The sequence below is a fragment of the Bradyrhizobium sp. 14AA genome (assembly GCF_054185205.1).
Genome location: NZ_JAVAYM010000023.1, coordinates 1 through 23,938 on the forward strand (window position 1 = coordinate 1; position 23,938 = coordinate 23,938).

The 23,938-nt window shown below is 65.4% G+C and carries 22 protein-coding genes; 11 read left to right on the top strand and 11 right to left on the bottom strand.

From position 1 onward, the window contains the following. Window positions 1–467 precede the first annotated feature (467 nt). Complete coding sequence (locus RAD15_RS32420; protein WP_458182525.1) at window positions 468–2,930, top strand: putative bifunctional diguanylate cyclase/phosphodiesterase; 2,463 nt, start codon at window positions 468–470, stop codon at window positions 2,928–2,930. On the opposite strand, the gene RAD15_RS32425 is transcribed toward RAD15_RS32420, so the two are convergent. The 3 genes from RAD15_RS32425 to thrS all read right to left on the bottom strand — a co-directional run bounded on the left by RAD15_RS32425 (window position 2,916) and on the right by thrS (window position 6,947). After that, the gene (locus RAD15_RS32425; protein WP_458182526.1) at window positions 2,916–4,184 is read right to left on the bottom strand and encodes a serine hydrolase domain-containing protein; all 1,269 of its coding nucleotides are present in this window, start codon (window positions 4,182–4,184) and stop codon (window positions 2,916–2,918) included. The two genes, RAD15_RS32420 and RAD15_RS32425, sit on opposite strands and share 15 nt — an antisense overlap. 63 nt (window positions 4,185–4,247) lie before the next feature. Beyond that, window positions 4,248–4,811, bottom strand: a complete 564-nt coding sequence (locus RAD15_RS32430) for a nitroreductase family protein (RefSeq protein WP_458182528.1) — start codon at window positions 4,809–4,811, stop codon at window positions 4,248–4,250. 93 nt (window positions 4,812–4,904) lie between these two features. Next, window positions 4,905–6,947 (bottom strand): threonine--tRNA ligase, encoded by a 2,043-nt coding sequence (thrS, locus tag RAD15_RS32435; protein WP_458182530.1) that lies wholly within the window; start codon window positions 6,945–6,947, stop codon window positions 4,905–4,907. A 185-nt stretch (window positions 6,948–7,132) separates the two neighbouring features. Here thrS and RAD15_RS32440 point away from each other — a divergent pair, with 185 nt between their 5' ends. Continuing rightward, on the top strand, window positions 7,133–8,302 hold the full coding sequence (locus RAD15_RS32440; protein WP_458182532.1) for an MFS transporter: 1,170 nt from the start codon (window positions 7,133–7,135) through the stop codon (window positions 8,300–8,302). 91 nt (window positions 8,303–8,393) lie between these two features. Then, the gene (locus tag RAD15_RS32445; protein ID WP_458182534.1) at window positions 8,394–8,783 is read left to right on the top strand and encodes a hypothetical protein; all 390 of its coding nucleotides are present in this window, start codon (window positions 8,394–8,396) and stop codon (window positions 8,781–8,783) included. A gap of 33 nt (window positions 8,784–8,816) precedes the next feature. Here RAD15_RS32445 and RAD15_RS32450 read toward each other — a convergent pair whose 3' ends face one another. Continuing rightward, a complete protein-coding gene (locus tag RAD15_RS32450; RefSeq protein ID WP_458182536.1) occupies window positions 8,817–9,143 on the bottom strand; it encodes a hypothetical protein in 327 nt (108 codons plus the stop codon). A 172-nt stretch (window positions 9,144–9,315) separates the two neighbouring features. Continuing rightward, window positions 9,316–10,605 carry an alpha/beta hydrolase gene (locus RAD15_RS32455; RefSeq protein WP_458182537.1) on the bottom strand — a complete coding sequence of 430 codons (1,290 nt, stop codon included), beginning with the start codon at window positions 10,603–10,605 and terminating at the stop codon, window positions 9,316–9,318. Between the two features lie 356 nt (window positions 10,606–10,961). Here RAD15_RS32455 and RAD15_RS32460 point away from each other — a divergent pair, with 356 nt between their 5' ends. Beyond that, window positions 10,962–12,329: an APC family permease gene (locus RAD15_RS32460; protein ID WP_458182539.1), complete on the top strand. Its 1,368-nt coding sequence runs from the start codon at window positions 10,962–10,964 to the stop codon at window positions 12,327–12,329. A 2-nt stretch (window positions 12,330–12,331) separates the two neighbouring features. After that, window positions 12,332–13,546, top strand: a complete 1,215-nt coding sequence (locus RAD15_RS32465) for a hypothetical protein (RefSeq protein ID WP_458182541.1) — start codon at window positions 12,332–12,334, stop codon at window positions 13,544–13,546. Here the strand turns inward: RAD15_RS32465 and RAD15_RS32470 are convergent, their stop codons facing one another. Next, a complete protein-coding gene (locus RAD15_RS32470; protein ID WP_458182542.1) occupies window positions 13,547–13,759 on the bottom strand; it encodes a hypothetical protein in 213 nt (70 codons plus the stop codon). It abuts the gene before it with no gap. A gap of 91 nt (window positions 13,760–13,850) precedes the next feature. After that, window positions 13,851–14,189, bottom strand: coding sequence for a membrane protein insertion efficiency factor YidD (gene yidD, locus RAD15_RS32475; protein WP_458182543.1), 339 nt, complete (start codon window positions 14,187–14,189; stop codon window positions 13,851–13,853). A gap of 247 nt (window positions 14,190–14,436) precedes the next feature. Between yidD and RAD15_RS32480 the strand changes: the two genes are divergently transcribed. Beyond that, complete coding sequence (locus RAD15_RS32480; RefSeq protein ID WP_458182544.1) at window positions 14,437–15,336, top strand: hypothetical protein; 900 nt, start codon at window positions 14,437–14,439, stop codon at window positions 15,334–15,336. Window positions 15,337–15,390: 54 nt separating this feature from the next. Here the strand turns inward: RAD15_RS32480 and RAD15_RS32485 are convergent, their stop codons facing one another. Further along, complete coding sequence (locus RAD15_RS32485) at window positions 15,391–15,846, bottom strand: iron-sulfur cluster assembly scaffold protein (RefSeq protein WP_458182545.1); 456 nt, start codon at window positions 15,844–15,846, stop codon at window positions 15,391–15,393. 251 nt (window positions 15,847–16,097) lie between these two features. Between RAD15_RS32485 and folE the strand changes: the two genes are divergently transcribed. The 4 genes from folE (at window position 16,098) to RAD15_RS32505 (ending at window position 19,875) form a co-directional block, all read left to right on the top strand. Then, the gene (gene folE, locus RAD15_RS32490) at window positions 16,098–16,790 is read left to right on the top strand and encodes a GTP cyclohydrolase I FolE (RefSeq protein WP_458182546.1); all 693 of its coding nucleotides are present in this window, start codon (window positions 16,098–16,100) and stop codon (window positions 16,788–16,790) included. A gap of 27 nt (window positions 16,791–16,817) precedes the next feature. Further along, window positions 16,818–17,240, top strand: a complete 423-nt coding sequence (hisI, locus tag RAD15_RS32495) for a phosphoribosyl-AMP cyclohydrolase (RefSeq protein WP_458182547.1) — start codon at window positions 16,818–16,820, stop codon at window positions 17,238–17,240. A 139-nt stretch (window positions 17,241–17,379) separates the two neighbouring features. Next, on the top strand, window positions 17,380–18,399 hold the full coding sequence (locus RAD15_RS32500) for a lytic transglycosylase domain-containing protein (RefSeq protein ID WP_458182549.1): 1,020 nt from the start codon (window positions 17,380–17,382) through the stop codon (window positions 18,397–18,399). A gap of 300 nt (window positions 18,400–18,699) precedes the next feature. Beyond that, window positions 18,700–19,875, top strand: a complete 1,176-nt coding sequence (locus RAD15_RS32505) for a DUF2336 domain-containing protein (protein ID WP_458182550.1) — start codon at window positions 18,700–18,702, stop codon at window positions 19,873–19,875. A 187-nt stretch (window positions 19,876–20,062) separates the two neighbouring features. Here the strand turns inward: RAD15_RS32505 and RAD15_RS32510 are convergent, their stop codons facing one another. From RAD15_RS32510 to RAD15_RS32520, 3 genes are all read right to left on the bottom strand, one after another. After that, window positions 20,063–20,641: an Hpt domain-containing protein gene (locus tag RAD15_RS32510; protein WP_458182551.1), complete on the bottom strand. Its 579-nt coding sequence runs from the start codon at window positions 20,639–20,641 to the stop codon at window positions 20,063–20,065. A 27-nt stretch (window positions 20,642–20,668) separates the two neighbouring features. Then, the gene (locus RAD15_RS32515) at window positions 20,669–21,214 is read right to left on the bottom strand and encodes a response regulator (RefSeq protein ID WP_129267984.1); all 546 of its coding nucleotides are present in this window, start codon (window positions 21,212–21,214) and stop codon (window positions 20,669–20,671) included. Between the two features lie 99 nt (window positions 21,215–21,313). Further along, the gene (locus RAD15_RS32520; protein ID WP_458182552.1) at window positions 21,314–22,093 is read right to left on the bottom strand and encodes an NAD kinase; all 780 of its coding nucleotides are present in this window, start codon (window positions 22,091–22,093) and stop codon (window positions 21,314–21,316) included. A gap of 256 nt (window positions 22,094–22,349) precedes the next feature. Here RAD15_RS32520 and RAD15_RS32525 point away from each other — a divergent pair, with 256 nt between their 5' ends. Continuing rightward, complete coding sequence (locus RAD15_RS32525; protein WP_458182553.1) at window positions 22,350–23,915, top strand: S10 family peptidase; 1,566 nt, start codon at window positions 22,350–22,352, stop codon at window positions 23,913–23,915. The last annotated feature ends 23 nt before the right edge of the window (window positions 23,916–23,938 follow it).

Here is a 23,938-nt window from a genome sequence, read left to right on the forward strand (position 1 = left end):
TCGGATTTCATCAGGGCCAGCGGTCATAAACCCCGCACCAACAGGCCGGACATATGACCGAAGCAGACCAACTCGTTCGATACTTCAAAAAGCGCTTGCCAATAGGGGCCGTCCACATATGACGATGTGGAGACAGTTGTGCGAGATATCTCATCACCGTCGTCCTGGCGAAAGCCAGGACCCATTACCCCGGTCAGCGTTGCCGAAGCGCGATGTGGCCACCAGCGTACGCAGCGACTCACATCGGTGGCTATGGGTCCTGGCTTTCGCCAGGACGACGCGGAGAGGCATTGTTGCGACCCACCACACGCACGCAAAACACAACCGTCATAGTCTCTAACGCCCACTAACCAACGCTCGACTTAAAACTGTCATAATCACCCAATGGAACCCGCGCCCGCACGCTCTTTACACGCCGTTAAGCGCGGCTGCTTTGGATGCGCGGGGAATGTGCGTTGGGGACTGCAATGACTGCCGCGAAGAAGATGCCGGGAAAACCGGCCGCCGAAATGTTTGACGACATCCCGGTGCTTCAGCGCAAATGGCGTGCCGCGTTGAAGCCGGGTGAACGGCTGCCGCGCTACGAGGACGTGATGCTCGGCAGCCTCGGGCGGCTCGCCGACCACGTCGCGCTGCTCAGGAGCGACGGCGCGCTCGAATTGTCGCGCAGCGGACGTTACGTGCAGAAATGGCTCGGCGAGGAGCGCTGGGACATCCCGGTCGCCGAACTGCCGCCTGATTGCGCGACGGCCTTGTCGGAAGCGGCCGCGAGCGCGCTCAAGACCGGGCAACCGCACCAGACCAGCGCGCATTGCGTACGCGACGGCATGGTCAGGACCTACGATTTGCTGGCGCTGCCGACATCCTCGCGCTGGGGCGCGACGCTGGTCGGCGCCTACGTCAACGAACGCGGCGCGCAATACAATCTGCTGGACGCGATCTTTTCATCGACCGACGACGCGGTGGTCTCGCTGACCGCGTTGCGCGATGCTGCCGGCAAGCCGTTCGATCTCCAGATCGTGCACCACAACAACAGCGCCGGCGCGCTGCTGAAGGCGGAAGGTGCAGCCCTGTTGTGGCGCCGGATCGGCAAGGGGAGCACGCTGCTGGCCTTGCCCGAGATCATGGACTTCCTGCTCAAGGCCGTCTCCGGCGGCCGCGGCGAACAGCTCGAGATCGAGAACGACGGACGGCACCTCCGGCTCAGCGCCACCGCTTTCGCCGACGTGGTCTCGCTGACGATCTCCGATGTCACCGCCTTGAAGCGGCGCGACGCCTCGTTCCGCCTGCTGTTCGACAACAACCCGATGCCGATGTGGGTGTTCGACGCCGAGACCAAGGAGTTTCTCAGCGTCAACGACGCCGCCGTCCAGCATTACGGCTACAGCCGTCCGACGTTCCTGCGCATGAAGCTGCACGAGATCTGGCCGGAGGACGAGTGGGACAGCCATGCCGAGGCGCTCGAGCGCGTCGGCGACACCTATCATTCCTCGCGCAACTGGCGCCATCTGCGCGCCGACGGCAGCGAGATCGAGGTGCTCACCTTCGGCCGCCGCGTCGCCTTCGACGATCGAGACGGCTATCTGGTCGCGGTCGTCGACATCACCGAGCGGCGCAGGGCCGAGGCGCGGATCGCTCACATGGCCCACCATGACGGGCTCACCGACCTGCCGAACCGCGAACATTTCCAGGAGCGCCTGAAGCGGGCGCTCGACCAGGCCGCGGGCAAGCGGGTCGGCGTGCTCTATATCGATCTCGACCTGTTCAAGAACATCAACGATTCCTTCGGACATCCGGTGGGCGATCGCCTCCTGAAGGAGGTCGCCGAACGTCTGACCACCGCGGTTCGCGGCGCCAATCTCGCGGCACGTCTCGGCGGCGACGAGTTCGCCGTGATCCTCGCGGCCGATGTCTCGCCGAACGAGGCCAGTGCCTGCGCGAGCTTGCTGATCGACATGTTGAAGGCGCCCTACGAGATCGACGGTCAGGAGATGGTGATCGGCGCCAGCATCGGCATCGCGCTGTCGCCGGGTGACGGCGTGACGTCGGAGGAACTGATGCGCAATGCCGACATGGCGCTGTACCGGGCAAAGTCCGACGGCGGCGGCGTGCACCATTTCTTCGAGCGCGAGATGGACCTGCAGGCGCAGAAGCGCCGCGACATGGAGCTCGATCTGCGCCGCGCCTTTGCCAATGGCGAGTTCGAGCTGCACTACCAGCCGCTGGTGTCGATCGTGTCCGACCGCATCTCCGGCTTCGAGTCGCTGCTGCGCTGGCGTCATCCCGACAAGGGCATGATCTCGCCGGCGGAGTTCATCCCGGTTGCCGAGGACATCGGCCTCATCACGCAGCTCGGCGAGTGGGTGCTGCGCGAAGCCTGCGCGGAAGCCGTGAAATGGCCCGTCGACATCAAGGTCGCGGTCAATCTGTCGCCGGCGCAGTTCCGTAGCCGCAATCTGGTTCAGGTCGTGATCTCGGCGCTGGCGCAATCCGGCCTGTCGCCGAAGCGGCTCGAATTGGAGATCACCGAGTCGATCTTCCTCGCCGAGACCGATGCCAATCTCGCGATCCTGCATCAGCTCCGCGAACTCGGCGTCAGCATCTCCATGGATGATTTCGGCACCGGCTATTCCAGCCTCAGCTACTTGCGCAGCTTCCCCTTCGACAAGATCAAGATCGACCGCTCTTTCGTCAAGGATCTGGCGCAGCGGCCCGATTGCGGCGCGATCGTGCGCGCAATCTCCGGGTTAGGCCGCAGCCTCAACATCACCACGACCGCGGAAGGCGTCGAGACCGAGGACCAGCTCGACTGGCTGCGCGCCGAAGGCTGCAACGAGGTGCAGGGTTTTCTGTTCAGCGCGGCGCGGCCGGCCTCGGAGATCGCAAAGCTGCTCGCCGATTTCGGTCAGCGCGCCTCACGGGCGGCGTAGGCCCTCGGGATAGCAGTCGTAGACCAGCGCCTTGAAGGCGGGCGTGATGCGGCTGCGCTCGTTCTGGGTCTGCTGCATCATGAGGTAGACCATGTCGAGCTTGGGATCGACGCCGAAATAAGTGCCGCTGCCACTGTCCCATTTCAACTCGCCGAGCGAGCCCGGCGGCGGCGGTTTCGCGTTGCCGGGATCGGTGCGCACTGCAAGGCCGTAGCCATAGCCGAAACCGTCGCCAGGGAAATAGAAATAGTCGCGTCCGACGCCGGAGCCCGGCCCGACGTGATCGGTCGTCATGGCCTTGAAGGCGGCGGGGCTCAGATAGCGCTTGCCCTCGAACTCGCCGCCATTGAGCAGCATCTGCGAGAAGCGCTGATAGTCGGTGATGGTCGAGAGAAGGCCGCCGCCGCCGGACTGCCATTCGGGATGGTCGAGGCGGTCGCGCTCGGCGGCGAGCAGGATGAAATCGTTCGGCAGCGGCCGCGCCATACGCGCCAGCTCGTCCTCGGTCGCGAGTGCGAACTTGGTGCTGCTCATGCCGAGCGGGTCGAGGATGCGTGCTTTCAGGAATTCGTACAGGGTCTGGCCCGAGATGATCTCGATGATGGCGCCCAGCACGTCGGTGGAATGGCCGTAGCGCCACAGCGTTCCCGGCTGCCGCGCCAGCGGCAGCTTGGCGACGCGGTCGGCAAATTCCCTGTTGTTGAAAGCTCCCTCGAAGATGTTGGCGGCCTTGTAGGCCTGCTCGACCCATTTGCCGCCGATATAGTCGTAGCTGATGCCCGAAGTGTGCCGCAGCAGATCCTCGATGTTGACGGGGCGGACCGGCGGCACGAGGTCGAGCTTCAGCTTGCCGTCCGGCTCGGTGACCTCGAGGCCGACCTGGGTGTCGGCAAACAGGGGGACGTATTTCGACGCGGGATCGGTGAGTGCGAGCTTGCCCTCGTCGATCAGCATCATCGCGCCGAGGCACGTGATCGGCTTGGTCATCGAGTGGATGGCGAAGATGGTGTCGGGCGTCATCGCAAGGCCCGTCCTGGTGTCGCGCACGCCAAACGTCTTCTGGTAGACCGGCTTGCCGTGCTGCTGCACCAGGATGACGGCGCCCGGCAAGCGGCCGCTCGTCACCTCGTTGTCAAAGTACGCCGTGATGCGGTCGAGCCCGTCGGACGACGGGGCAGGGATGTCGGCGGCGCGGCTTCGGGCCATCGTGCTGGCGAGCAAAGCGGCCCCGACCAGAAATTCGCGGCGTTTCATCCGGGCTTCCTCCCTCGCCGGGATCAAAGCCGCAAGACGCCAAAGCCGTCAACAAGACATCGATTAAAAACGCGTCACGATTTCCGAAAGGAACGGTCGCGGGCGGTCCTCGCTCGGCTTGGTCGGCGTGCCGACATGGACGAAGCCGGCGAGCTTTTCGTCCGGCTTGAGGCCGAGGCCGTCGAGCACGTCGCGATCGAAGGAGAACCAGCCGGTCAGCCAGCAGGCGCCGTAGCCGAGCGCAGTTGCGGCCGTGACGATGTTCATGGCGCTGGCGCCGGCCGACAATTCCTGCTCGAAGGCCGGCACCTTCGGATGCGGCCTGGTGAAGCTGACGATGCCGATCACCAGCGGGGCGTCGGTGAGACGCTTGCGCTCGGTCTCGATGTCGGCGGCGGGCGCGCCGGGATTCTTCCGGGTAAACACCTTCGCGATCACCTCGCCGGCGCGCGCACGGGCGTCGCCCTCGAAAATGATGAAGCGCCAGGGCGTGAGCTTGCCGTGGTCGGGCACGCGCGCGCCGATGGTGAGGATCGTCTCGAGCTCGGCCGGGGAGGGGCCGGGCCCGGTCATCTCGCGCGGCTTGACCGAGCGGCGGGTCTTCAGGAGTTCGATGGCGTCGGGCACGGGGAGATCCTCTTCGGCTGGTCGTCGGGCGTGCCACACGTAGATAGGCATGCACGCCCGCAACCGGAAGCGAATTTAGATCGATTTCAGGGATCAGACGACGCCGCGCGCCCGTCTGACATCCGGCGGGGTGGCCTCGTCGACCAGCGCGGCGATGGCCTCCTCCGTCGTCATCACCTTCTGGCCGTCGCTGCCGAGCCGGCGGACCGAGACCGAATGCGTCTCGGCCTCCTTCTTGCCGACCACGAGCAACGCCGGGATCTTGGCCAGCGAATGCTCGCGGACCTTGTAGTTGATCTTTTCGTTGCGCAGGTCGATCTCGACCCGCAGCCCTGCGCGCCGCGCCTGCTCCAGCACCTGCTTGGCGTACTCGTCGCCCTCCGAGGTGATGGTCGTGACCACCGCCTGCACCGGCGAGAGCCAGAGCGGGAAGTTGCCGGCATAGTGCTCGATCAGGATGCCGATATAGCGCTCCATCGAGCCGCAGATCGCGCGATGCACCATCACCGGCGGCTTCTTGCCGCCGTCATGGTCGATGTAGAACGCACCGAACCGCTCCGGCAGGTTGAAGTCGACCTGGGTGGTGCCGCACTGCCAGTCGCGGCCGATGGCGTCGCGCAGCACATATTCGAACTTCGGCCCGTAGAAGGCGCCTTCGCCCGGATTGATCTCGGTCTTGATGTGATTGTTCTGCGACTGGATCTCGCGCAGCACGGTGGCCATCACGCGCTCGGCGTGATCCCACATCGCATCGGTGCCGACGCGTTTCTCCGGCCGGGTCGACAGCTTGACGGTGAGATCGCCGGTGAAGCCGAAATCGGCATAGGTCGACAGGATCAGATCGTTGATCTTGAGGCACTCGTCCGCGAGCTGGTCCTCGGTGCAGAAGATGTGCGCATCGTCCTGGGTGAAGCCGCGCACGCGCATCAAGCCGTGCATGGCGCCGGAGGGCTCGTAGCGATGCACAACGCCGAACTCGGCGAGGCGCAGCGGCAGGTCGCGGTAGCTCTTCAGGCCGTGCTTGAAGATCTGCACGTGACCGGGGCAATTCATCGGCTTGAGCGCAAACCAGCGCTTGTCCTCGGCCTCGTCGCCGGCCGACTGCGCCGCGAACATGTTCTCGCGGTACCAGCCCCAATGGCCCGAGGTCTCCCACAGCACCTTGTCGAGGATCTGCGGCGCGTTGACCTCGCTGTAGTCGCCGGAGAGGCGCCGGCGCATATAGGCGATCAGCTGCTGGAAGATGGTCCAGCCCTTGGGGTGCCAGAACACGACGCCCGGACCTTCCTCCTGGAAGTGGAAGAGGTCGAGCTCGCGCCCAAGCTTGCGATGGTCGCGCTTCTCGGCTTCCTCGATTTGCTTCAGATAAGCGTCGAGGTCCTCCTGCTTGGCGAAGGCCGTGCCGTAGATGCGGGTCAGCATCGGGTTGTTGCTGTCGCCGCGCCAATAGGCGCCGGCCACCTTCATCAGCTTGAAGGCATTGCCGACCTTGCCGGTGGAGGTCATGTGCGGGCCGCGGCAGAGATCGAACCAGTCGCCCTGGTAGTAGATCTTGATCGGCTCGTTGCCGGGAATGGCGTCGACCAGCTCGACCTTGAACGCCTCGCCCTTGTCGCGGAACACCTGCTTGGTCTTCTCGCGGTCCCAGACTTCCTTGGTGAAAGGCTTGTCCCGCGCGATGAGCTCGCGCATCTTCTTCTCGATCGCGGCAAAGTCTTCCGGCGTGAACGGCTCGTTGCGGAAGAAGTCGTAGTAGAAGCCGTTCTCGATCACCGGGCCGATGGTGACCTGCGTACCGGGCCACAGCGTCTGCACGGCTTCGGCGAGCACGTGGGCGCAGTCATGGCGGATCAGCTCGAGCGCGCGCGGATCGTCGCGGTTGACGAGCTCGATCTTGGCGTCGTCCTCGATGGGATCGTTGAGGTCGGTGAGCACGCCGTCGAGCGCCATCGCAACCGTGCGCTTGGCCAGCGACGGCGAGATGCCCTTGGCAATCTCGAGGCCGGTGATGCTCTTGTCGTACTGGCGCTGGGCGCCGTCGGGGAAGGTGAGGGTAACTTTGGCGGCGGGGTTCACGGGCTTGAGATTGGAGAGGCTGTACTGGAAGCCGGACTCGGATTTGGGCTGGTCGGTCATTGCTTTTCTCCTGAGGCTCACTCCTGCGAACGAGCGCAGGTAAGCGGGAACGAGCGATATATCAGGCGATTCGGCCTGCGCAATTGGGCATTTCCAAGAAAATCGGCGGGCACGGCCGGCGCAACCGGCAACTATTTCAGATTGCGCCCTTTAACTCGTTTTGGGCCCGCTCTACATGCAACTGCATGGAAAATGCACGCGCCGGCCGTTTCACGGCCACCGCCCTGATGCTCGGCAATCTCGTCACCGGCTGCTCGGTATTGGCGCCGGCGGGCATGCTGCCGGAATTGTCGGCGGGGCTCGGCATCAGCATCCACGCCGCCGGGCTCCTGATCACCTTCGGCGCGATCACGCTGTGCATCGGCTCGCCGCTGACGGCCTGGCTGACGAGCCGCATCGAACGGCGGACGCTGCTCGCGACGACGCTCGCGGTGCTCGCCTTGGGCAATCTCGCTTCGGCATTCGCACCGGACTACACCAGCCTTCTCGTCATCCGGCTGGTGATGCTCGCGGTCGGCGCGCTCTATACGCCGCAGGCCGCCGGCACGGCGGCGCTGATCGTGCCGGTGGAGCGGCGCGGCAGCACGATCGCCTATATTTTCCTCGGTTGGTCGTTGGCTGCCGCCGTCGGCTTGCCGCTGATCACCTTCGTCGCCAGCCGCTATGGCTGGCGGGCGGCCTATGGCGGGATCGGCGCGCTCGGTTGCGTCAGCTTCCTGCTGTTGCTGCTGCGTCTGCCGGCGGGCCTGAAGGGCACGCCCGTGGATCTGAAGACCTGGAGCGCAGTCGGCCGCAGCAGGACGATTCTGCTATTGCTTGCGATCACCATGCTGCAAATGTCGGGACAGTTCGTGGTGTTCACCTTCATGGGTCCGCTGCTCAACAAGCTCACCGGTGCCGGGCCCGACGCAATCGGCATGGTGTTCGCGCTCTACGGCGTCTGCGGCTTCCTTGGCGTCGTCATCGCCACCCGCATCGTCGACACCTCGGGACCGTATCGGACCTCGCTGATATTCACCTGCCTGCTGTTTGCGGGGATCACGGGCTGGGCGCTCGGTGCGGGCACGCTCGTCTTGATGGCGGGCGCGGTTGCGATCTGGGGCCTCGGCTTTGCCTCGACCAATTCGATGCAGCAGGTGCGGCTGGTCGCGGCGGCGCCGCCGCTCGCATCGGCCACCGTCGCGCTCAACACGTCCGTCCTCTATATCGGCCAGGCGGTCGGATCCGCCGTCGGCGGATTGCTGTTCGCCCGCGAGCTCATGCATACGCTCGGCTTCGTCGCGGTCGGTTTCGTCGTGCTGGCACTGATCCTGGTGATGCTGACCCGGCCCCGCCCTGCCGCTGCCGCGGCTTGAATCCCGCGGTTTCGTGTACGCAAGGTGCTTGGCAAACCGCGCGCGGGAGCGCTAGAAGGCCGGTCATGGGGACCAAAGAGAGTTGACTGAGATGAGGATGATTCTGGCGGTTGCCGCGGTGCTCTATTCAGCCTCCGCGTTTGCGCAAGCCGACAAGCCACCGATGGTGGGGGACAAGCCCTTGGTGCAGGTCAAGCCCAAGGGGGCCAAGGCGGGCACCAAGGAGGCAGCGGCCAAGCCGGCGGCAGCGCCGAAGGGCAAGCCGCAATCGATCGCGGCCCGGCTTCAGGCCTGCCTCGAGCTCGATGACGGCACCAAGGACCGGCTGAACTGCTACGACGCGGTGATCGCGCCAACGCCGAAGCCGAAGCCGGCGAAGGCCAAGGGCTACGCCGATTGCCGATTCTTCAAGGAAGAGGACGAGCGGCTGGCGTGCTTCAACGGCTTTGCCGAGAGCATTCCGAAGCTGCCCAAGACCTGATGCTGGGTGGGCCGATGCTCGGCAGGCTGATGCTCAGTCGCTGATCCGGCTCAGCACCGCCCTGAAGGCAACGCCCGGCACTTGCAGTGCGGTGCCTTCGAATTCCGCGGTGTCGCCGTCCTCGCGGCCGGCGAGCGTCAACGTGATCCGGTCGATGCCGAACAGCGCCTTGAAGGACGGGTCGTCGTTGTAGCGCTGGGTCGCGATCTTGACCTTGATGCTGTCGCCTTCGCCGGTATAGGTGCCGATGAAGGCGAAGGCGGAATTGCCCCCGCGCATCTTGCCATCGCTCACATTGAGGACGCCGCAGCCGGTTCCGTGAACCGTGTGGAAGTCGACCTTGTACAATCCCTGACGCACGACTTGTCCCCGCGGAGTTCGAACTGCAACGTGGCCGGCAAATTATGATCGTAGCCAGCGGAAACAATCCGGTGGCTCACGGGGATGTCGATCATCAACATCACATTTTGATCAAAGCCTGAGAGAATTGCAGGCAGCGCGGCCAAAATGCCGGCTGGCGCAATATCAAGGGTTAGCGGCTCGATGCGGAAGGATTGGTGGAGGCCACGCGCGTGAGCGCGAGCGAGGGCGTCGCCGACATCTTCACCAGCACGTCCTTGAGCGGATCCCGCGTCCAGGCGCGGGTCACGTAGTCGCGATGGGTGATGCCGTCGCCGGTCTCGACGAACACCACGCTGCCGGGCCGCAGCGGTCCGTCCATGTCCTCGGAGACGCTGATACCCTTTTGCCTGAGCATGCTCATCAGCTCGCGGTCGCGCCGTGCGGTGTAGCGGGTGTAGGAGCTGACGAAGAAGCCGGTGCGGTGGCTCTCGATCCAGGAGGCGAACTTGTCCATTTCGCCATAAACGGCGTCGAGCAGCACGACGCCGCGAACGCGGTCGCTGATGCCGCCGACCTCCAGGCTCCAGGCCGTCGGCAGGAAGCCGCCGCTGTAGCCGACGATCACGATCGGCATGTTGGCGAAAGCCCGCGCGCTGTTGGGATCGCCGCTGACGCGGGCGAGGTGATTGGCCGATTCCTCCATGAAGCGCTTGAAGCCGCCCGGCTGCCAGAATTTTCCGGCGCTGGAATCGGCGGCATCGACGGCCATCTGCGGGGCGAGGAGCACGGCATTGGCGCCGGAATCGGTGATCTGCTGCGGCACCAGCTGCCGGTCGCGCACGTCGCGCTCCAGCGTTGCGCCATTGCCGTGGAAGAACACCACGATCACGCCCGGCTTGCGCACGTCGAAATGCTCGGGCACGTGCATCAGCACGCGGCTGTCGCTGTAGGTCTCGTCCTGCCAGTAGACACGCCCGGAATAACTGCGGTGGCCGCGGCGGTCGCCCTTGGCGATGTTGAGGAACGGTGCGTCCGAGGCGGGGTTGTTGCCGAAATAGGGGAAGGCCGACGACTTCATGCTGACGAGCGTCGTCAAGTCGTCGCGTGGCGAACGCTGGTAGGGGACCTGCGGCGCGAGCGAGGCCACCTTGTAGGGCGCCTGCTCCGGCGGCTGTTGCTGCACGGCGCGCTTGGGCGAGAAGTCCGACATCTGCCGTTGCAGAAAACTCTCGCTCGCGGAGGGGAAGCGCTCGCGGAATTGCGGGGCGGGGAAGCGATCGTCGAAGGTGTCGGCGCTTGCGACTTGGGTGTTGGTCTTGGCGACCACCTGGACATTGGCCTGCGAGTTCGCCGCGAGCGCCGCCGGGTTGGGCGCCTTGCCGCATTGAACCAGCGTGAGCGACAACGGCACCAAGGCTGAGATCAGGACGATCCGGAGCGCACGAGCGCGCACACCGGACGTCGTCCGGTCGGCACACATGTCATCTCTCAGTTTCGGAACGGCCCCGACCATCCACCCATGACCCCAAAGTCACGTCCATCGGCATTCTAAGACAACAATTGAGCCGACTGGCGTTTAGGCGACGTTAAGTGTCCGGAGAAACTCCCCACATCCGGAACGCTCAAAAGGACCACGCAATCGTGTCCTGATTGTGGGGAGGGGGAACGGGAAATTCCGGGCCCAACGCAGCCTTATTGCCTCAGAGCAAGCATAAAAGGTGATAAAATACCTATTTGGGCCGCCTCATTTAGCCCTTGTTAACCCTGCTTGAATTGACTGGACCAAACTGCACGATGCTCCCCACGAGGCGTGACGCCTGAGGTTTGAGGACCCCGATGACGGCATCAGATGCGGGACCCGCGCCCTGGACTGGCCGGCTGACCGGAAGCGGGGCCGGGGTTTCCGCTCTGGTCGCAACCGCCATCGTCGTGGCCGACATGGTCGGGGTCGGCGTCTTCACCAGCCTCGGCTTCCAGGTCAAGGACATCCCGTCCGGCTTCTCGATCCTGCTGCTGTGGTCCGTCGGCGGCATCGTCGCGCTGTGTGGCGTGTTCTCCTACAGCGAGCTGGGGGCGATGTTTCCGCGCTCGAGCGGCGAGTACAATTTTCTCGGCCGCGCCTATCATCCGGCCTTCGGCTTTCTCGCGGGCTGGGTCTCGGCGACGGTTGGTTTCGCAGCGCCGGTCGCGCTCGCCGCGATGGCGTTCGGCGAATACGCCAAGTCGGTCGTTCCCGCGTTGCCGCCGATCCCGCTTGCCATCGGCGTGGTGTGGCTGGTCTCGATGGTCCAGCTGACCGGCGTCAGGCACTCCGCGACCTTCCAGCTGATCTCGACCATCCTGAAGGTCGTGCTGATCATCGCCTTCCTGGTCGCCGGCTTCGTCATCGGCGCGCCGCAGCCGATCGCCTTCACGCCGCAGGCGGGTGATCTCGCCCACATCGTCAGCGCGCCCTTCGCGATCGGACTCGTCTTCGTGATGTACTCGTTCTCGGGCTGGAATGCCGCAACCTACATCATCGGCGAGATGAACACGCCGCAGCAAAGCCTGCCGCGCGCGCTGCTCGCGGGCACGCTGATCGTGCTCGTCCTGTACGTCGCGCTGAACGCGGTGTTCCTCTACTCGACGCCGGTCGGTGCGCTCGCCGGCCAGCTCGACGTGGCCAGCGTTGCCGGCACCGCCATCTTCGGCAGCCTCGGCGGCCGGATCGTCGGCGCGATGATCTGCGTCGGCCTGATCTCCTCGATCAGTGCGATGATGTGGATCGGTCCGCGCGTGATGATGACGATGGGCGAGGACATTCCGGCGCTGCGCGTGTTCTCGAAGCGGTCGGTGAGCGGCGCGCCGGCCTATGCCATCCTGTTTCAGCTCGCGGTCGCCAATCTGCTGCTGTTCACGCGCAGCTTCGAGGCGGTGCTCGACTTCATCCAGTTCGCGCTCTTGTTCTGCTCGTTCTTCACGGTCGCCGGCGTCATCAAGCTGCGCATGACCGATCCCGATCTGCCCAGGCCCTATCGCGCCTGGGGATACCCGTTCACGCCCCTCGTTTTCCTGCTCGTGACCGCCTTCATGATGTACTACCTGTTGACCGAGCGGCCGCTGCAGTCGCTGTCGGGGATGCTCGTCATGCTCTCGGGCCTGTTGATTTATGCTGTTTTCCGCGGGCGGCCGGTCGCCGCTGGCACGTCACACAATCGCGAATAGACATGTTTCGACCCATGAGAATTGCCGCCGTCGCTCTTGTCCTGCTGGCTGCGGCCGTCTCGTCCGCACGTGCCGCCGACGTGACCTTCGACGACACCGCGCGATTCCTCGCGGGCATGCAGCCTTCGGCGGACTCGCCGCTGACGCCGCTCACGAAGGACCCGGGCTGGCAGCGCCACGCGAAATTCTTCGACGGCGCCTTCGCCCAGCTCGAGCAGCGGCAGCTCTCCAAGATCCGCAATTGGGCCGACGTCAATCTCGCCGCGCCCAGGCCGACCATGTTCTATCTGTTCAGCGGCCCGGACTTTCTCTACGCCAACGCGTTCTATCCCAAGGCCAGCACCTATGTCCTCGGCGCGCTCGAGCCGGTCGGGGCGGTGCCCGACCTGACGCGGCTGCCGCGCGGTGCGGTCGGCGCCGCGCTCTACAATGTCGAGCGCTCGCTCGGCTCGATCCTGAGCTTTTCCTTCTTCATCACCAAGCAGATGAAGGTCGATCTGCACACCAACCAGGTCAACGGCACCCTGCCGATCCTCTACGTCTTCCTCGCGCGCTCCGGCAAGACCATCCGCAATGTCGAGATGGTCGCGCTCGATGCCCAGGGCGGGATGCATGTCGGGAACGACAATCCGGGACCGAACGCGACGCGCGGCGTCCGCATCACCTTTGCCGGCAGCGATGGGGAAGCGCGCACGCTGTATTATTTCTCGACTGATCTCTCCAACTCCGGTGCACGCGCGGCCGGCTTCCTGAAGTTCTGCGAAACGCTCGGGCCCGGCAACAGCCTGCTCAAGAGCGCGTCGTATCTCTTGCATTCCGGCAATTTCACCGTCGCGCGCGACTGGTTGCTCGCCAACAGCGCGACCATCATCCAGGACGATTCCGGCATTCCGCTTGCGAACTACAGCACGCGGCAATGGCGCTTCTTCCCGTTCGGCCGCTATCTCGGGCCGATCGACGAGTTCCCCGGCCGCTACCAGCAGCGCTACGCCGAACTGTTCACGCGCGCCCAGCCGATCGATTTCGGCGTCGGCTACCGCTGGCGCATGCACGAGTCGAACTTGCTGCTGTCGGTGAAGGTGCCGGGGACCGAGACCGCGCCGGCGGCGGAGACAACCTCGTCGGCCGAGCCGACGCCGAAGCCGCCGCGGCCGAAGCGGCCGCGTCCGCCCGAGCCGATCCCGCCGCCGCCGGGGCGTTTCTTCTGGTTCCGCTGATTACCAGTGCACGCTCTGGCTCGGCACGATGAAGGCCGTGCTGCTAGGCGGCGTCGCAAGGCTCGTTGCCAGATACCATCCGGAGCCGACCGCGAGCACCAGCAGGGCGATGATGGCGAGCATGTCGAGGGCCCTGGGATCATGGCCCCGCGAACCAGACCTGAGATCTGGCCCAGGCCCGAAGTGGAAATGACGGCTGATTTTCCAGCGCATTGTTGTTTCCTCCCGTGGGAGCATCACAACAACGCGAGGGGAAAGTTCCGGTTCCGCTCAGGGCAGCGATGCACGAAGCGCCGCAGCAATCTCAGGATGCATTGACGCCGCGCCAGAGCGCATAGCGCCAGGGCAGGTACCAGCGCGCGCCTTGCGGCGCAGCGAGTGGGACATTGTCGATGCCGGACGTGCCGAAGGGATTGCAGCGGAGCAGCCGCGCCAGTGTCATCCAGCCGCCGGCCCAGAGCCCGAACCGCTCGATCGCCTCGTCGCCATAGACGGAGCAGGTCGGCAGGTGCCGGCAATTGTAGCCGACCAGCGGCGAGAGCGTATGACGGTAGACCCAGATCAGCGCGCGGCCGAATCTGCGCGGGAGGCGGAGCGCGCTATCGACGGAACTGGAACAGTGCGCGCAGGCCGATTGCTTCATGTGCGTTTGCCGCGATTGTAGGCGAGGTATTGCACGGTTCCGGCGCAGGGAACCGCAAGCCGTTGTTTGCACGCCATATTTTGCGTGCTTTTTGGGAGCAGTGCAGCAAGTACCTATGGACGATCTGTATTCCCCCGGATACCATTTTTGTGACGTCCGTGTGTAGAAACATACGCCTGTATGATGGACTCAGAGGGCGCTACCGGGGATTGTTTGGGGACCTTTGGGGCTTGGGGAAGGAACCAGATTGAGATTTCTGAACTCCCTTGATCTTCGCGGCTGGCTATTGCTTGGGGCGGCTGCGCTTGGCGTCGCGTTGTCCGGTGCGGTCGCTACGACCGGCACCACGGCCCACGCCGGTGCAGCTCTCGAAGAGCGCAAACTGCCGATGAAGTTCAGCTGGGTTGCCTGCGAGCCGAACTGCCGTGGCTGGGTCAGCGCAGTCGGCATCATCACCGCCGATACGCCCAAGGATTTCGAAGAGTTTTCGCGCGGTCGCCAGCTCGGCGGGGCAACAGTGGTGCTCGATTCCAGCGGCGGTTCCGTCAACGATGCGATCACGCTCGGCCGGCGCTTCCGCAATCTCGGCCTTTTGACCACGGTGGGCATCAGCCTCCCGAACCGCGGCGGACAGTCGGCCCGTCCGGCGGTCGCCTCCGAGGCCTATTGCGAATCCATGTGCGTGTTCCTGCTGCTGGCCGGCAAGAAGCGCTACGTGCCGGAAGCGGCCCATGTCCGGGTCCACCAGATCTGGATGGGCGATCGCGCGGACGACGCCAAGGCCGCGAGCTACAGCGCCCAGGACCTGATGATCGTGGAGCGCGACATCGGCCGGCTCGCCAAATACACCTTCGACATGGGCGGCGCCGGCGATCTGCTGTCGCTCGCACTCAGCGTGCCGCCCTGGGAAGATCTGCATGAGCTGGACGCGGGCGAGCTCAAGCTCACCAATCTGGTGACGACCGATCTCGTGGCCGACGTGCTGCCGCATGTCGACATCTCGTCGCCGGCCATGGCCGAGCTTGCACCGAAGACGCAGGCGAGGTTCGGCGCGGAACCGGAGCAGCCTGCCAAGTCGACCCAGACGGCGGAAGCCATGGTGCCGACGAGCAGCGTTGCGGCACCAAGCGCGGCGCCGCAGAAGTAAGCCAAATTGTTTGACGATCAGGCCGATGGCATCGCCCCGGAATGACGGGGAGAGTCAGTCCTGTGCGGCAACCGGCTGCTTGGCCTTGGCCTCGATCTGGCCGATGGCATCGACGACCGCATCGAAGGTCAAGAGCGTCGAGGCATGGCGCGCCTTGTAGTCGCGGACCGGCTCGAGGAACTTCATGTCTTCCCATTTGCCTTGAGGAGGCGCGCCATTCTCCTTCAGCATCTTGCGAACGGTTTCGCGTAACTCACGGAGTTCGCTCGCAGTCGAGCCGACGACCTGACTTGCCATGATGGATGAAGAGGCTTGTCCGAGCGCGCAGGCCTTCACGTCGTGGGCGAAGTCGGTGACGGTGTCACCGCTCATCTTGAGGTCGACCTTCACGGTCGAGCCGCACAGCTTGGAGTGGGCGGTGGCGGTGGCATCGGGGTCCGATAACCGCCCAAGGCGCGGAATATTGCCGGCCAGCTCGATGATCCGCTTGTTATAGATGTCGTTCAGCATGTGATGGAGTCCAAGACTTCCGGGAGACTTCCGGGCCGTATCGGCCTTGGCGGGCGCCGTCCACGGTCCTATATAGGGTCGGAACCGGCGGAAAAACAGTCCAGCACTGCGGTGACGGTGATCCAGATCTGCACCGTCGGCCTTGTGAGCAACGGGCCTTTCCGCCAAAACTATTTTCTTCAGGCGTCCGGCGGCTTGCCGCCCCGTCTGCCGGTGACACTCCGGCCGCGAGGCCGTCGAACGGAGTAGACATGGACGCTACCATCAAATCCATCCGCCCCAACAAGCCCTCCGACCGGCAGCCCGAGAGCCGCCCGGCCGAGCTTGACCCTGCCGAATTCCTCGCGGCCGCCGTCCGCGCCGACCAGCCGCGCCCGGCGCGCGCCGAGGCCGAGCAGGCGGTGAAGACGCTGCTCGCCTATATCGGCGAGAACACCGCGCGCGAGGGCCTGCTCGACACGCCGCGCCGCGTGGTCGAAGCCTTCGACGAGCTCTATCAGGGCTACCACCAGTGCCCGGCCGAGGTGCTCGATCGCACCTTCGGCGAGACCGCCGGCTATGACGACTTCGTCCTGGTGCGCGACATCGAGTTCACGTCGCAATGCGAGCATCACATGATGCCGTTCTACGGCAAGGCGCATATCGCCTATACGCCGGTGGAACGCGTGGTCGGGCTGTCGAAGCTCGCGCGCCTCACCGACATCTTCGCCCGCCGGCTCCAGACCCAGGAGCATCTGACCGCGCAGATCGCGGCGGCCATCGACGAGATCCTCAAGCCGCGCGGCGTTGCCGTGCTGATCGAGGCCGAGCATACCTGCATGTCGGTGCGCGGCGTCGCCAAGCATGGCGCCTCCACCTTCACCAGCCGCTTCACCGGCATGTTCCGCGACAATCCGGCGGAGCAGGCCCGTTTCCTGTCCCTGGTGCGAGGCCTGCAGCGCTGACCTCGCGAATTGACTGGCGAGGATTCCGTGTCCGCTCACTCCCATGAGATCGAGGAAGGGCTTTCCTTCGTCCCCAAGTTCGATGCCGCCGGTCTCGTGACTTGCGTCGCGACCGACGTCGCGACCGGCGACGTGCTCATGGTCGCGCACATGAACGACGAAGCTCTTCGCAAGACGATTGCGACCGGCGAAGCCTGGTACTTCAGTCGCTCGCGCAATGCCTTGTGGCGAAAAGGTGAGACCTCAGGTCAGACCCAGCGCGTGGTCGAGATGCGCACTGATTGCGACCAGGACGCCGTCTGGATCCGGGTCGAGCAGATCGGCGCGGCCTGCCACACCGGCCGCCGGTCCTGCTTCTACCGCAAGGTCGAGGCCGAGGGCGGGGGAGCGAAGCTGGTCTTCACCGACGCCGAGCGACTGTTTGATCCCAGCGACGTCTACAAGAAATGACCTCCGTACCCCGGGATGACTCGGGGCGCGGGGGCCAAACGCCGAATTAACTCCGCATTAACCATACCTGTCCCACGGTGAGACGACGGGTGCCGAATTGCCGGCGCCGCCGAACGCCGCGCGGGGCGGGCACTTCATCATGTCGGTCGACAATTCCAGTGCCTCTCAGACGGCCGGTCTCGATCCGTCGCGGGCACGCGTCGCCGGCGCGATCAAGCAGGTCTCCAGCCGGACCGGCGTCAGCTTCCAGTACATGCTGACCACCGCCAAGATGGAATCGGATTTCGATCCGACCGCGGGGGCCACCACGTCGTCCGCGCACGGGCTCTACCAGTTCATCGACCAGACCTGGCTCGGCACCGTGAAGGAGGCGGGCACCCAGCTCGGCTATGGCAATTATTCCGACGCCATCACCAGGACCTCTTCGGGCAGCTACACCGTCGATGATCCCGCCATGAAGCGGTCGATCATGAAGCTGCGCGACGATCCGGAAGCCGCATCCAGCATGGCGGCGGCGCTGACGCAGTCGAACAGTTTCAAGCTCACCGGTCTGCTCGGCCGCAGGCCGTCCGACAGTGAGCTCTACATGGCGCACTTCATGGGCGTCGGCGGCGCGGCAAAACTGATCGCCAATGCCGAGGACAATCCGCAAGCGGTCGGCGCGCGGCTGTTTCCCAATGCGGCCTCCGCCAACCGTTCGATCTTCTACGCCAAGGACGGCCGCGCCCGCAGCGTCTCCGAGGTCTATTCGGTGCTGGATGCGCGTTACGCCAGCGCGGCGAATTCGAAAACGACCCGCAGCGCGATGGCGATGTATGGTGATACGCCGTCGACCACGCAGGTCGCGAGCGCCAACGGCGTACAGCCGACTGCGCCTGTGGTCGACAACGCCGCTTATCTCCAGACTTTCCCCAATACGAACGCCGTGACGCAGGTCGGCGCGACGTCGGCGACGACGGTCGCTGACAACACGCCGGTCGCGCCGGCTTTCCGCTCGATCTACCAGCCCGGCGATGTCACGCAGCCGGTCTCGACGACGGTGCAGAAATTATGGGGCAGCAACGCCTCGCTCACCTCGGTCGCATCAGCGACGCCGGATGTGCGTCCGCCGCAGCCGCTCGATCTCTTCAGCGATCGCAGCGGCACGTTCAGCAGCTAATTCTCGGCCAAACATTCTCGCTCGTGTCCCGGACGCGCTGCAGCGTGTAACGCTGCTGCGCAGAGCCGGGACCCACGAAACAGGCACCGCTCCCTAAACTATGGGCCCCGGCTCAGCAGCGCATCACCTGCGTGCTGCGCCGCGTCCGGGGCACGGGAGTAGGGCGGCTTTTGTTCCCTTAACAAAACGTCAACAAAACCAGCCAGTTATGGTGAACGCTTTGTTAAGCGTCGTGGTTTATTTTGTGTTGCAGGTGACGAGCCGTCACCATTTTCGTTTGTTGTGTAAGCCGGAAGCAGCATGATTGTTCGGCAGTTCATCAATTGGATCAGGACGGCGCCCGCCGGCGAGCGGGCCGAGGCAACACGGGCGTTGGCCCGGGCCTGGCTGATCTCGGACCTTTCCGTAGACGACCGCATCGCCGCCGAGGGCGCGCTTCTGATGCTGCTCGACGATCCCTCGCCGCTGGTGCGGCAGGCGATGGCCGAGGCCTTTGCGCGCAGCCTTGATGCGCCGGCATCGATCGTGCGGGCCTTGTCGGCGGACCAGCCGACCGTGGCGCTGCCCGTGCTCGAACATTCTCCGCTGCTGATCGACGCCGATCTCGTCGACATCGTCGCGACCGGCAACGGCGAGGTGCAGTGCGCGGTCGCCCGCCGCATCGCGCTGCCGGTCTCGGTCTGCGCCGCCATCGCCGAAGTCGGCTGCGCGGCGGCAGCGCTCGAGCTGATCGAAAATCCCCACGCCGAGCTCGCGCCGTTCTCCTGGGACCGTATCGCCGAGCGCCACGGCCATCTCGCCGCGATCCGCGAGGCGATGCTGGTGCTGGAGGATCTGCCCTCCGCAACGCGCGCGGCGCTGGTGGCGAAACTCTCCGAGACCCTGGCGCAATTCGTGGTGGCGCGGAACTGGCTGAGTGCCGACCGTGCCGAGCGGATCGCGACCGAGGCGCGCGACCGCTCCACCATGAACATCGCCGCCCGCTCGCGCGGCGAGGACATGCAAGGCCTGGTGCGGCACCTGCGCATCACCGGCCAGCTCACGGCGGGTCTCATCCTGCGCGCGCTGCTGTCGAGCAATCTCGACCTGTTCGACGCGGCGCTGGCCGAACTCGCCGACCTGCCGCTGGCGCGCGTCTCCGCGCTGCTGCACGATCGCGGCGGCAACAGCCTGCACGCGCTGCTCCGCCGCGCCGGGCTGCCCGAGGCGACGTTCGCTGCGTTCCAGGTCGCGCTCGATGCCTGCCATGAGCAGGGCTTCGTCGGCAGCGACGACGGCGCGGCGCGGTTGCGCCGGCGCATGGTCGAGCGCGTGCTCACCCATTGCGAGACCGACCGCGGCGCTGCCGAACCGCTGATGGTCCTGCTCCGCCGCTTCGCCACGGAATCCGCGCGCGAAGAGGCAAGGCTGTTCTGCGACGAGCTCGTCGCGGATGACGCGGTCGATCCGGTCTACGACGATCTGATTGCGGCGTAACGAGATGCCGTAGGTCCGTAGGGTGGGTTAGCCCCGCGCTGCGCGTAGCGCAGTCGCTCGGCGTAACCCACCACTGTCTATCTCCACGGATCGCAAAAGAGGTGGGTTACGCCGAGCAGATGCGCTTCGCATATCTGCAGGGCTAACCCACCCTGCGACACCTGCGCTCGTAATGACGAGAGAAGAACTACTCCGCCGGCGCGATGCTCGGTGCCAGGATCACCTCGAGATGCTCGGGGCGGTCGCGGTTGACCTGGGTGAGATAGTCGTCGGCGACCTTGCGCAGGCGGCGGCTCAGCTCGGCGGAGACGCTGATGCTGTCGAGCTTGGTGTTCTCGTGCACGATGGCCAGGATGGCGTTGATGTGGTGCGTGAACAGCTCGGCCGGCACCCGTTCGAGATCTGGCGCGTGCTCGATGACGCGGCACAGGCTCTCGGCGATTCCCGCCGCCGCCGGATAGCCGAACGTCGCGGCGTCGCCCTTGATGTCGTGCGCGGCGCGGAACAGCTCGTCGCGCCGCTCCTTGGTGAAGCCGTCGTTGCGGATGGCGACGTAGGCGGCCGACAGACGGTTGACCTCGGTCGTCATCCAGTCCTTGAACTCGCCGGAGAGGCCTGCGAGCGCCTGCTCGGCGCGGCCGATCGGATCGTCCATGTCCTTGTCTTCGAGGCGGCGCAAAACCTTCCGCAGCGGGTTGGGCTGCGTGATGATTTGATGCGTGGCGAAGGCCGTGACCTCGATGTCCTTTGCGCTGTTCTTCGCCATGATACCTGCCTCGCGTGAGACGTTGCGCTAGATGGAGGAGCGGGCCTTGTCGAGCAGCGAGGGCTGCTGGAGCACCTCGTGCTTTTCGCCGACGCGACGCTCGGGACCCATATAGGCAGAGCTGGTGTTGCGGCGACGGTCGGGCCCGAAATAGGTCTTGGTCTTGATGAAGGGCCGGGGACTGGCGACCACGTTGAGGATGCGCTGATAGAGGCCCTTGGCCGAGATCGGCTTGGCCAGGAATTCGGTCACGCCGGCATCACGCGCCACGGTGACGCGGCGCTTCTCGGAATGACCGGTCAGCATGATGATCGGCGCGTAAGGGTTGCCCTTGGATTCCGGCTGCCGGATCATCTGCGCGAGCTCGAGCCCGTCGAAGATCGGCATCGCCCAGTCGGTGATGACGATATCAGGGACGTAGTGGCTGTACATTTCCAGCGCCGTGGCGCCGTCCTCGGCCTCGTAGACTTCGCGCGCGCCGAAGGAATGCAGCAGCGTCCGCAGGATGCGGCGCATGTGCGGATTGTCGTCGCAGACGAGGAAGCGCAGTTTGTTGAAATCGATGCGGAACATGACGCCCGGGCCAAAGCGGTCAACTTTCATTAACCATATCGCGCCGGGGGTTAACGAAGGGTTGCGACCGGGGGTCCCGTGGTGGGCCGGGCAGGCGGATCAGGAGCCGAATTGCTCGCGCAGGATGCGTTCTTCCAGGCTGTGGCCGGGGTCGAACAGCATGCGCATCGAGATGGTCTTGTCGGTCAGGACCTCGACGCGGCGGACGTCGCGGACCTCGTCGTGGTCGGCGACCGCCGCCACGGGGCGCTTGTCGCCCTCCAGCACCTCGATCACGACGTAAGCCGTATTGGGCAGCAGCGCGCCGCGCCAGCGGCGGGGGCGGAAGGCGCTGATCGGCGTCAGCGCCAGCAGCGCGGCGTTGATCGGCAGGATCGGCCCCTGCGCAGACAGGTTGTAGGCGGTCGAGCCGGCCGGCGTCGCCACCATGATGCCGTCGGCGATCAGCTCGGGCATGCGCTCGCGCTCGTCGATCAGGATCCTCAGGCGCGCGGCCTGGTAGGTCTGCCGGAACAGCGCGACCTCGTTGATGGCGTGATGCAGGTGAACGCGGTCATTGACGTCGGTCGCGCGCATCAGCAGCGGATTGATCTCGGATTCATGCGCCGCCTCGAGCCGGGCGCGCAGATCGTGGGTCGCGTATTCGTTCATCAGGAAGCCGACCGTGCCGCGGTGCATGCCGTAGATCGGCTTTCCCGTGTGCATGTTGTGGTGCAGCGTCTGGAGCATCAGACCGTCACCGCCGAGCGCGACCACGACGTCGGCTTCCTCGGGGGCATAATTGCCATAGTCCCTGGTGAGCTGGCGAAAGGCGGCCTGCGCCTCGCTGCTCGGGCTGGCGACGAAGGCGATCCGGTCGTATCGCGAGGGCTTGGTCATGGCTTCCGGCAGGGCCGCTGGCTCGAGAAAGGTCCGCCGCGCTCTCTATACGAGGTGGGCCTCCATTGTCGAGGATGACCGCCTCTCAAGGCAAGCGGGCGATTGTCCCGCCGGGTTCAAGGCGAAACCGGGTCGATTTGAGCCCGATCGGTCTCTTCAGGCCCCCCCCCCGGACCGGTGGTCCCCCAAACCGTCGCAATTCCTCGCTAGCTTTGGGTGTGCTCCGGCTCTCCAGAGCCGGGCAGGGAGAACGATCATGGTCATGAGCTTGCCGGCGCTCCGCAGCGCGATGCTGGTGCTGGCGGTGTCGGCTTTCGGGCTCGCTGGTCTGGCGCGGGCGGATGATCCGGCGCAGCCGCGCTCCGAGACCTCGGCGCCATCAGGACAGAAGGGCGGCCGTGGTGGCAACGCGCAAGGCGCGACGCAGGCGCCGCCGGCCGCCGAGCCGCATCGCCTGCCTGCGGATTCGACCACGAAGCAGACGCTCGATCTGCCCGGTCGCATGCTCGGATTCGCTGCAACCGCCGGCTCGATCCGCGTGTTCGATGGCAAGGGCGAGCCGCTGGCCGACATCGCCTACACGTCCTACGAACTTGATGGTGCAGACCGCGCGACGCGCCCGGTGACCTTCCTGTTCAACGGTGGACCCGGCGCGTCCTCGGCCTGGCTCCAGTTCGGCGCTGCGGGTCCGTGGCGGCTGCCGCTCGATGGCGAAGCCCTGTCGCCGTCGGCCTCGCCCGAGGTGAAGCCGAACGCGGAGACCTGGCTCGATTTCACCGATCTCGTCTTCATCGATCCCGTCAGCACCGGCTACAGCCGGTTCGTTGCCACCGGCGAGGACGCGCGAAAATCGTTCTACTCCGTCGACGGTGACGTCAACGCGATCGCGCTGGTGATCCGCCGCTGGCTGGAGAAGCACGACCGGCTGGTTTCGCCGAAATACGTCGCGGGCGAGAGCTATGGCGGCATCCGCGGGCCGAAGGTCGTGCGCCAGTTGCAGATCCAGCACGGGGTCGGCGTCAGGGGACTGATCCTGGTGTCGCCGCTGCTCGACTTCCGTGAGTTCACCGGAACGAGCCTCCTGCAATATGTCGCGACCTTGCCGAGCTACGTGGCGGTGGCGCGCGAGGCCAAAGGGCCGGTCAAGCGCGCCGATCTCGCCGACGTCGAGGCCTATGCGCGCGGCGAATTCCTGGCCGATCTCGTCAAGGGCGCGGCCGACAAGGAAGCCACCAACCGGCTCGCCGACAAGGTCGCCGAGCTCACCGGCATCGACCAGGCGGTGAGCCGCAGGCTCGCCGGCCGCTTCGACGTCGGCGAATTCCGCCGCGAGTTCGACCGGGGGAAAGGCAAGGTGACGGGTCGTTACGACGGCTCCGTGCGCGGCTTCGATCCCTATCCGGATTCGGGCAACTCGCGCTTCGGCGATCCCTCGGGCGATGCGCTCCAGGCGCCGCTGACGAGTGCCGCGGTCGACGTGCTGACACGCAAGCTCAACTGGCGGCCGGACGGCTCCTACGAAGTCCTGAATGGCGCCGTCGAGGGGCAGTGGGATTTTGGCCGTGGCATCAACCCGCCGCAGTCGGTGTCGGATCTGCGCCAGATCCTCGCCACCGACGCGAGGCTGAACGTGCTGGTCGCGCACGGCCTGTTCGATCTTGCCACGCCCTATTTCGGATCGAAGCGGGTGCTCGATCAGTTGCCGGCCTTCGCGAAGCCACGGGTGAAGTTCGTCGTCTATCCCGGCGGCCACATGTTCTATTCGCGCGACGGCTCGCGGCAGGCGCTTCGCGGCGAGGTCGAAGCACTGATCAGGGAATAGGGCCGCAAAGGCACAGGCTCCGG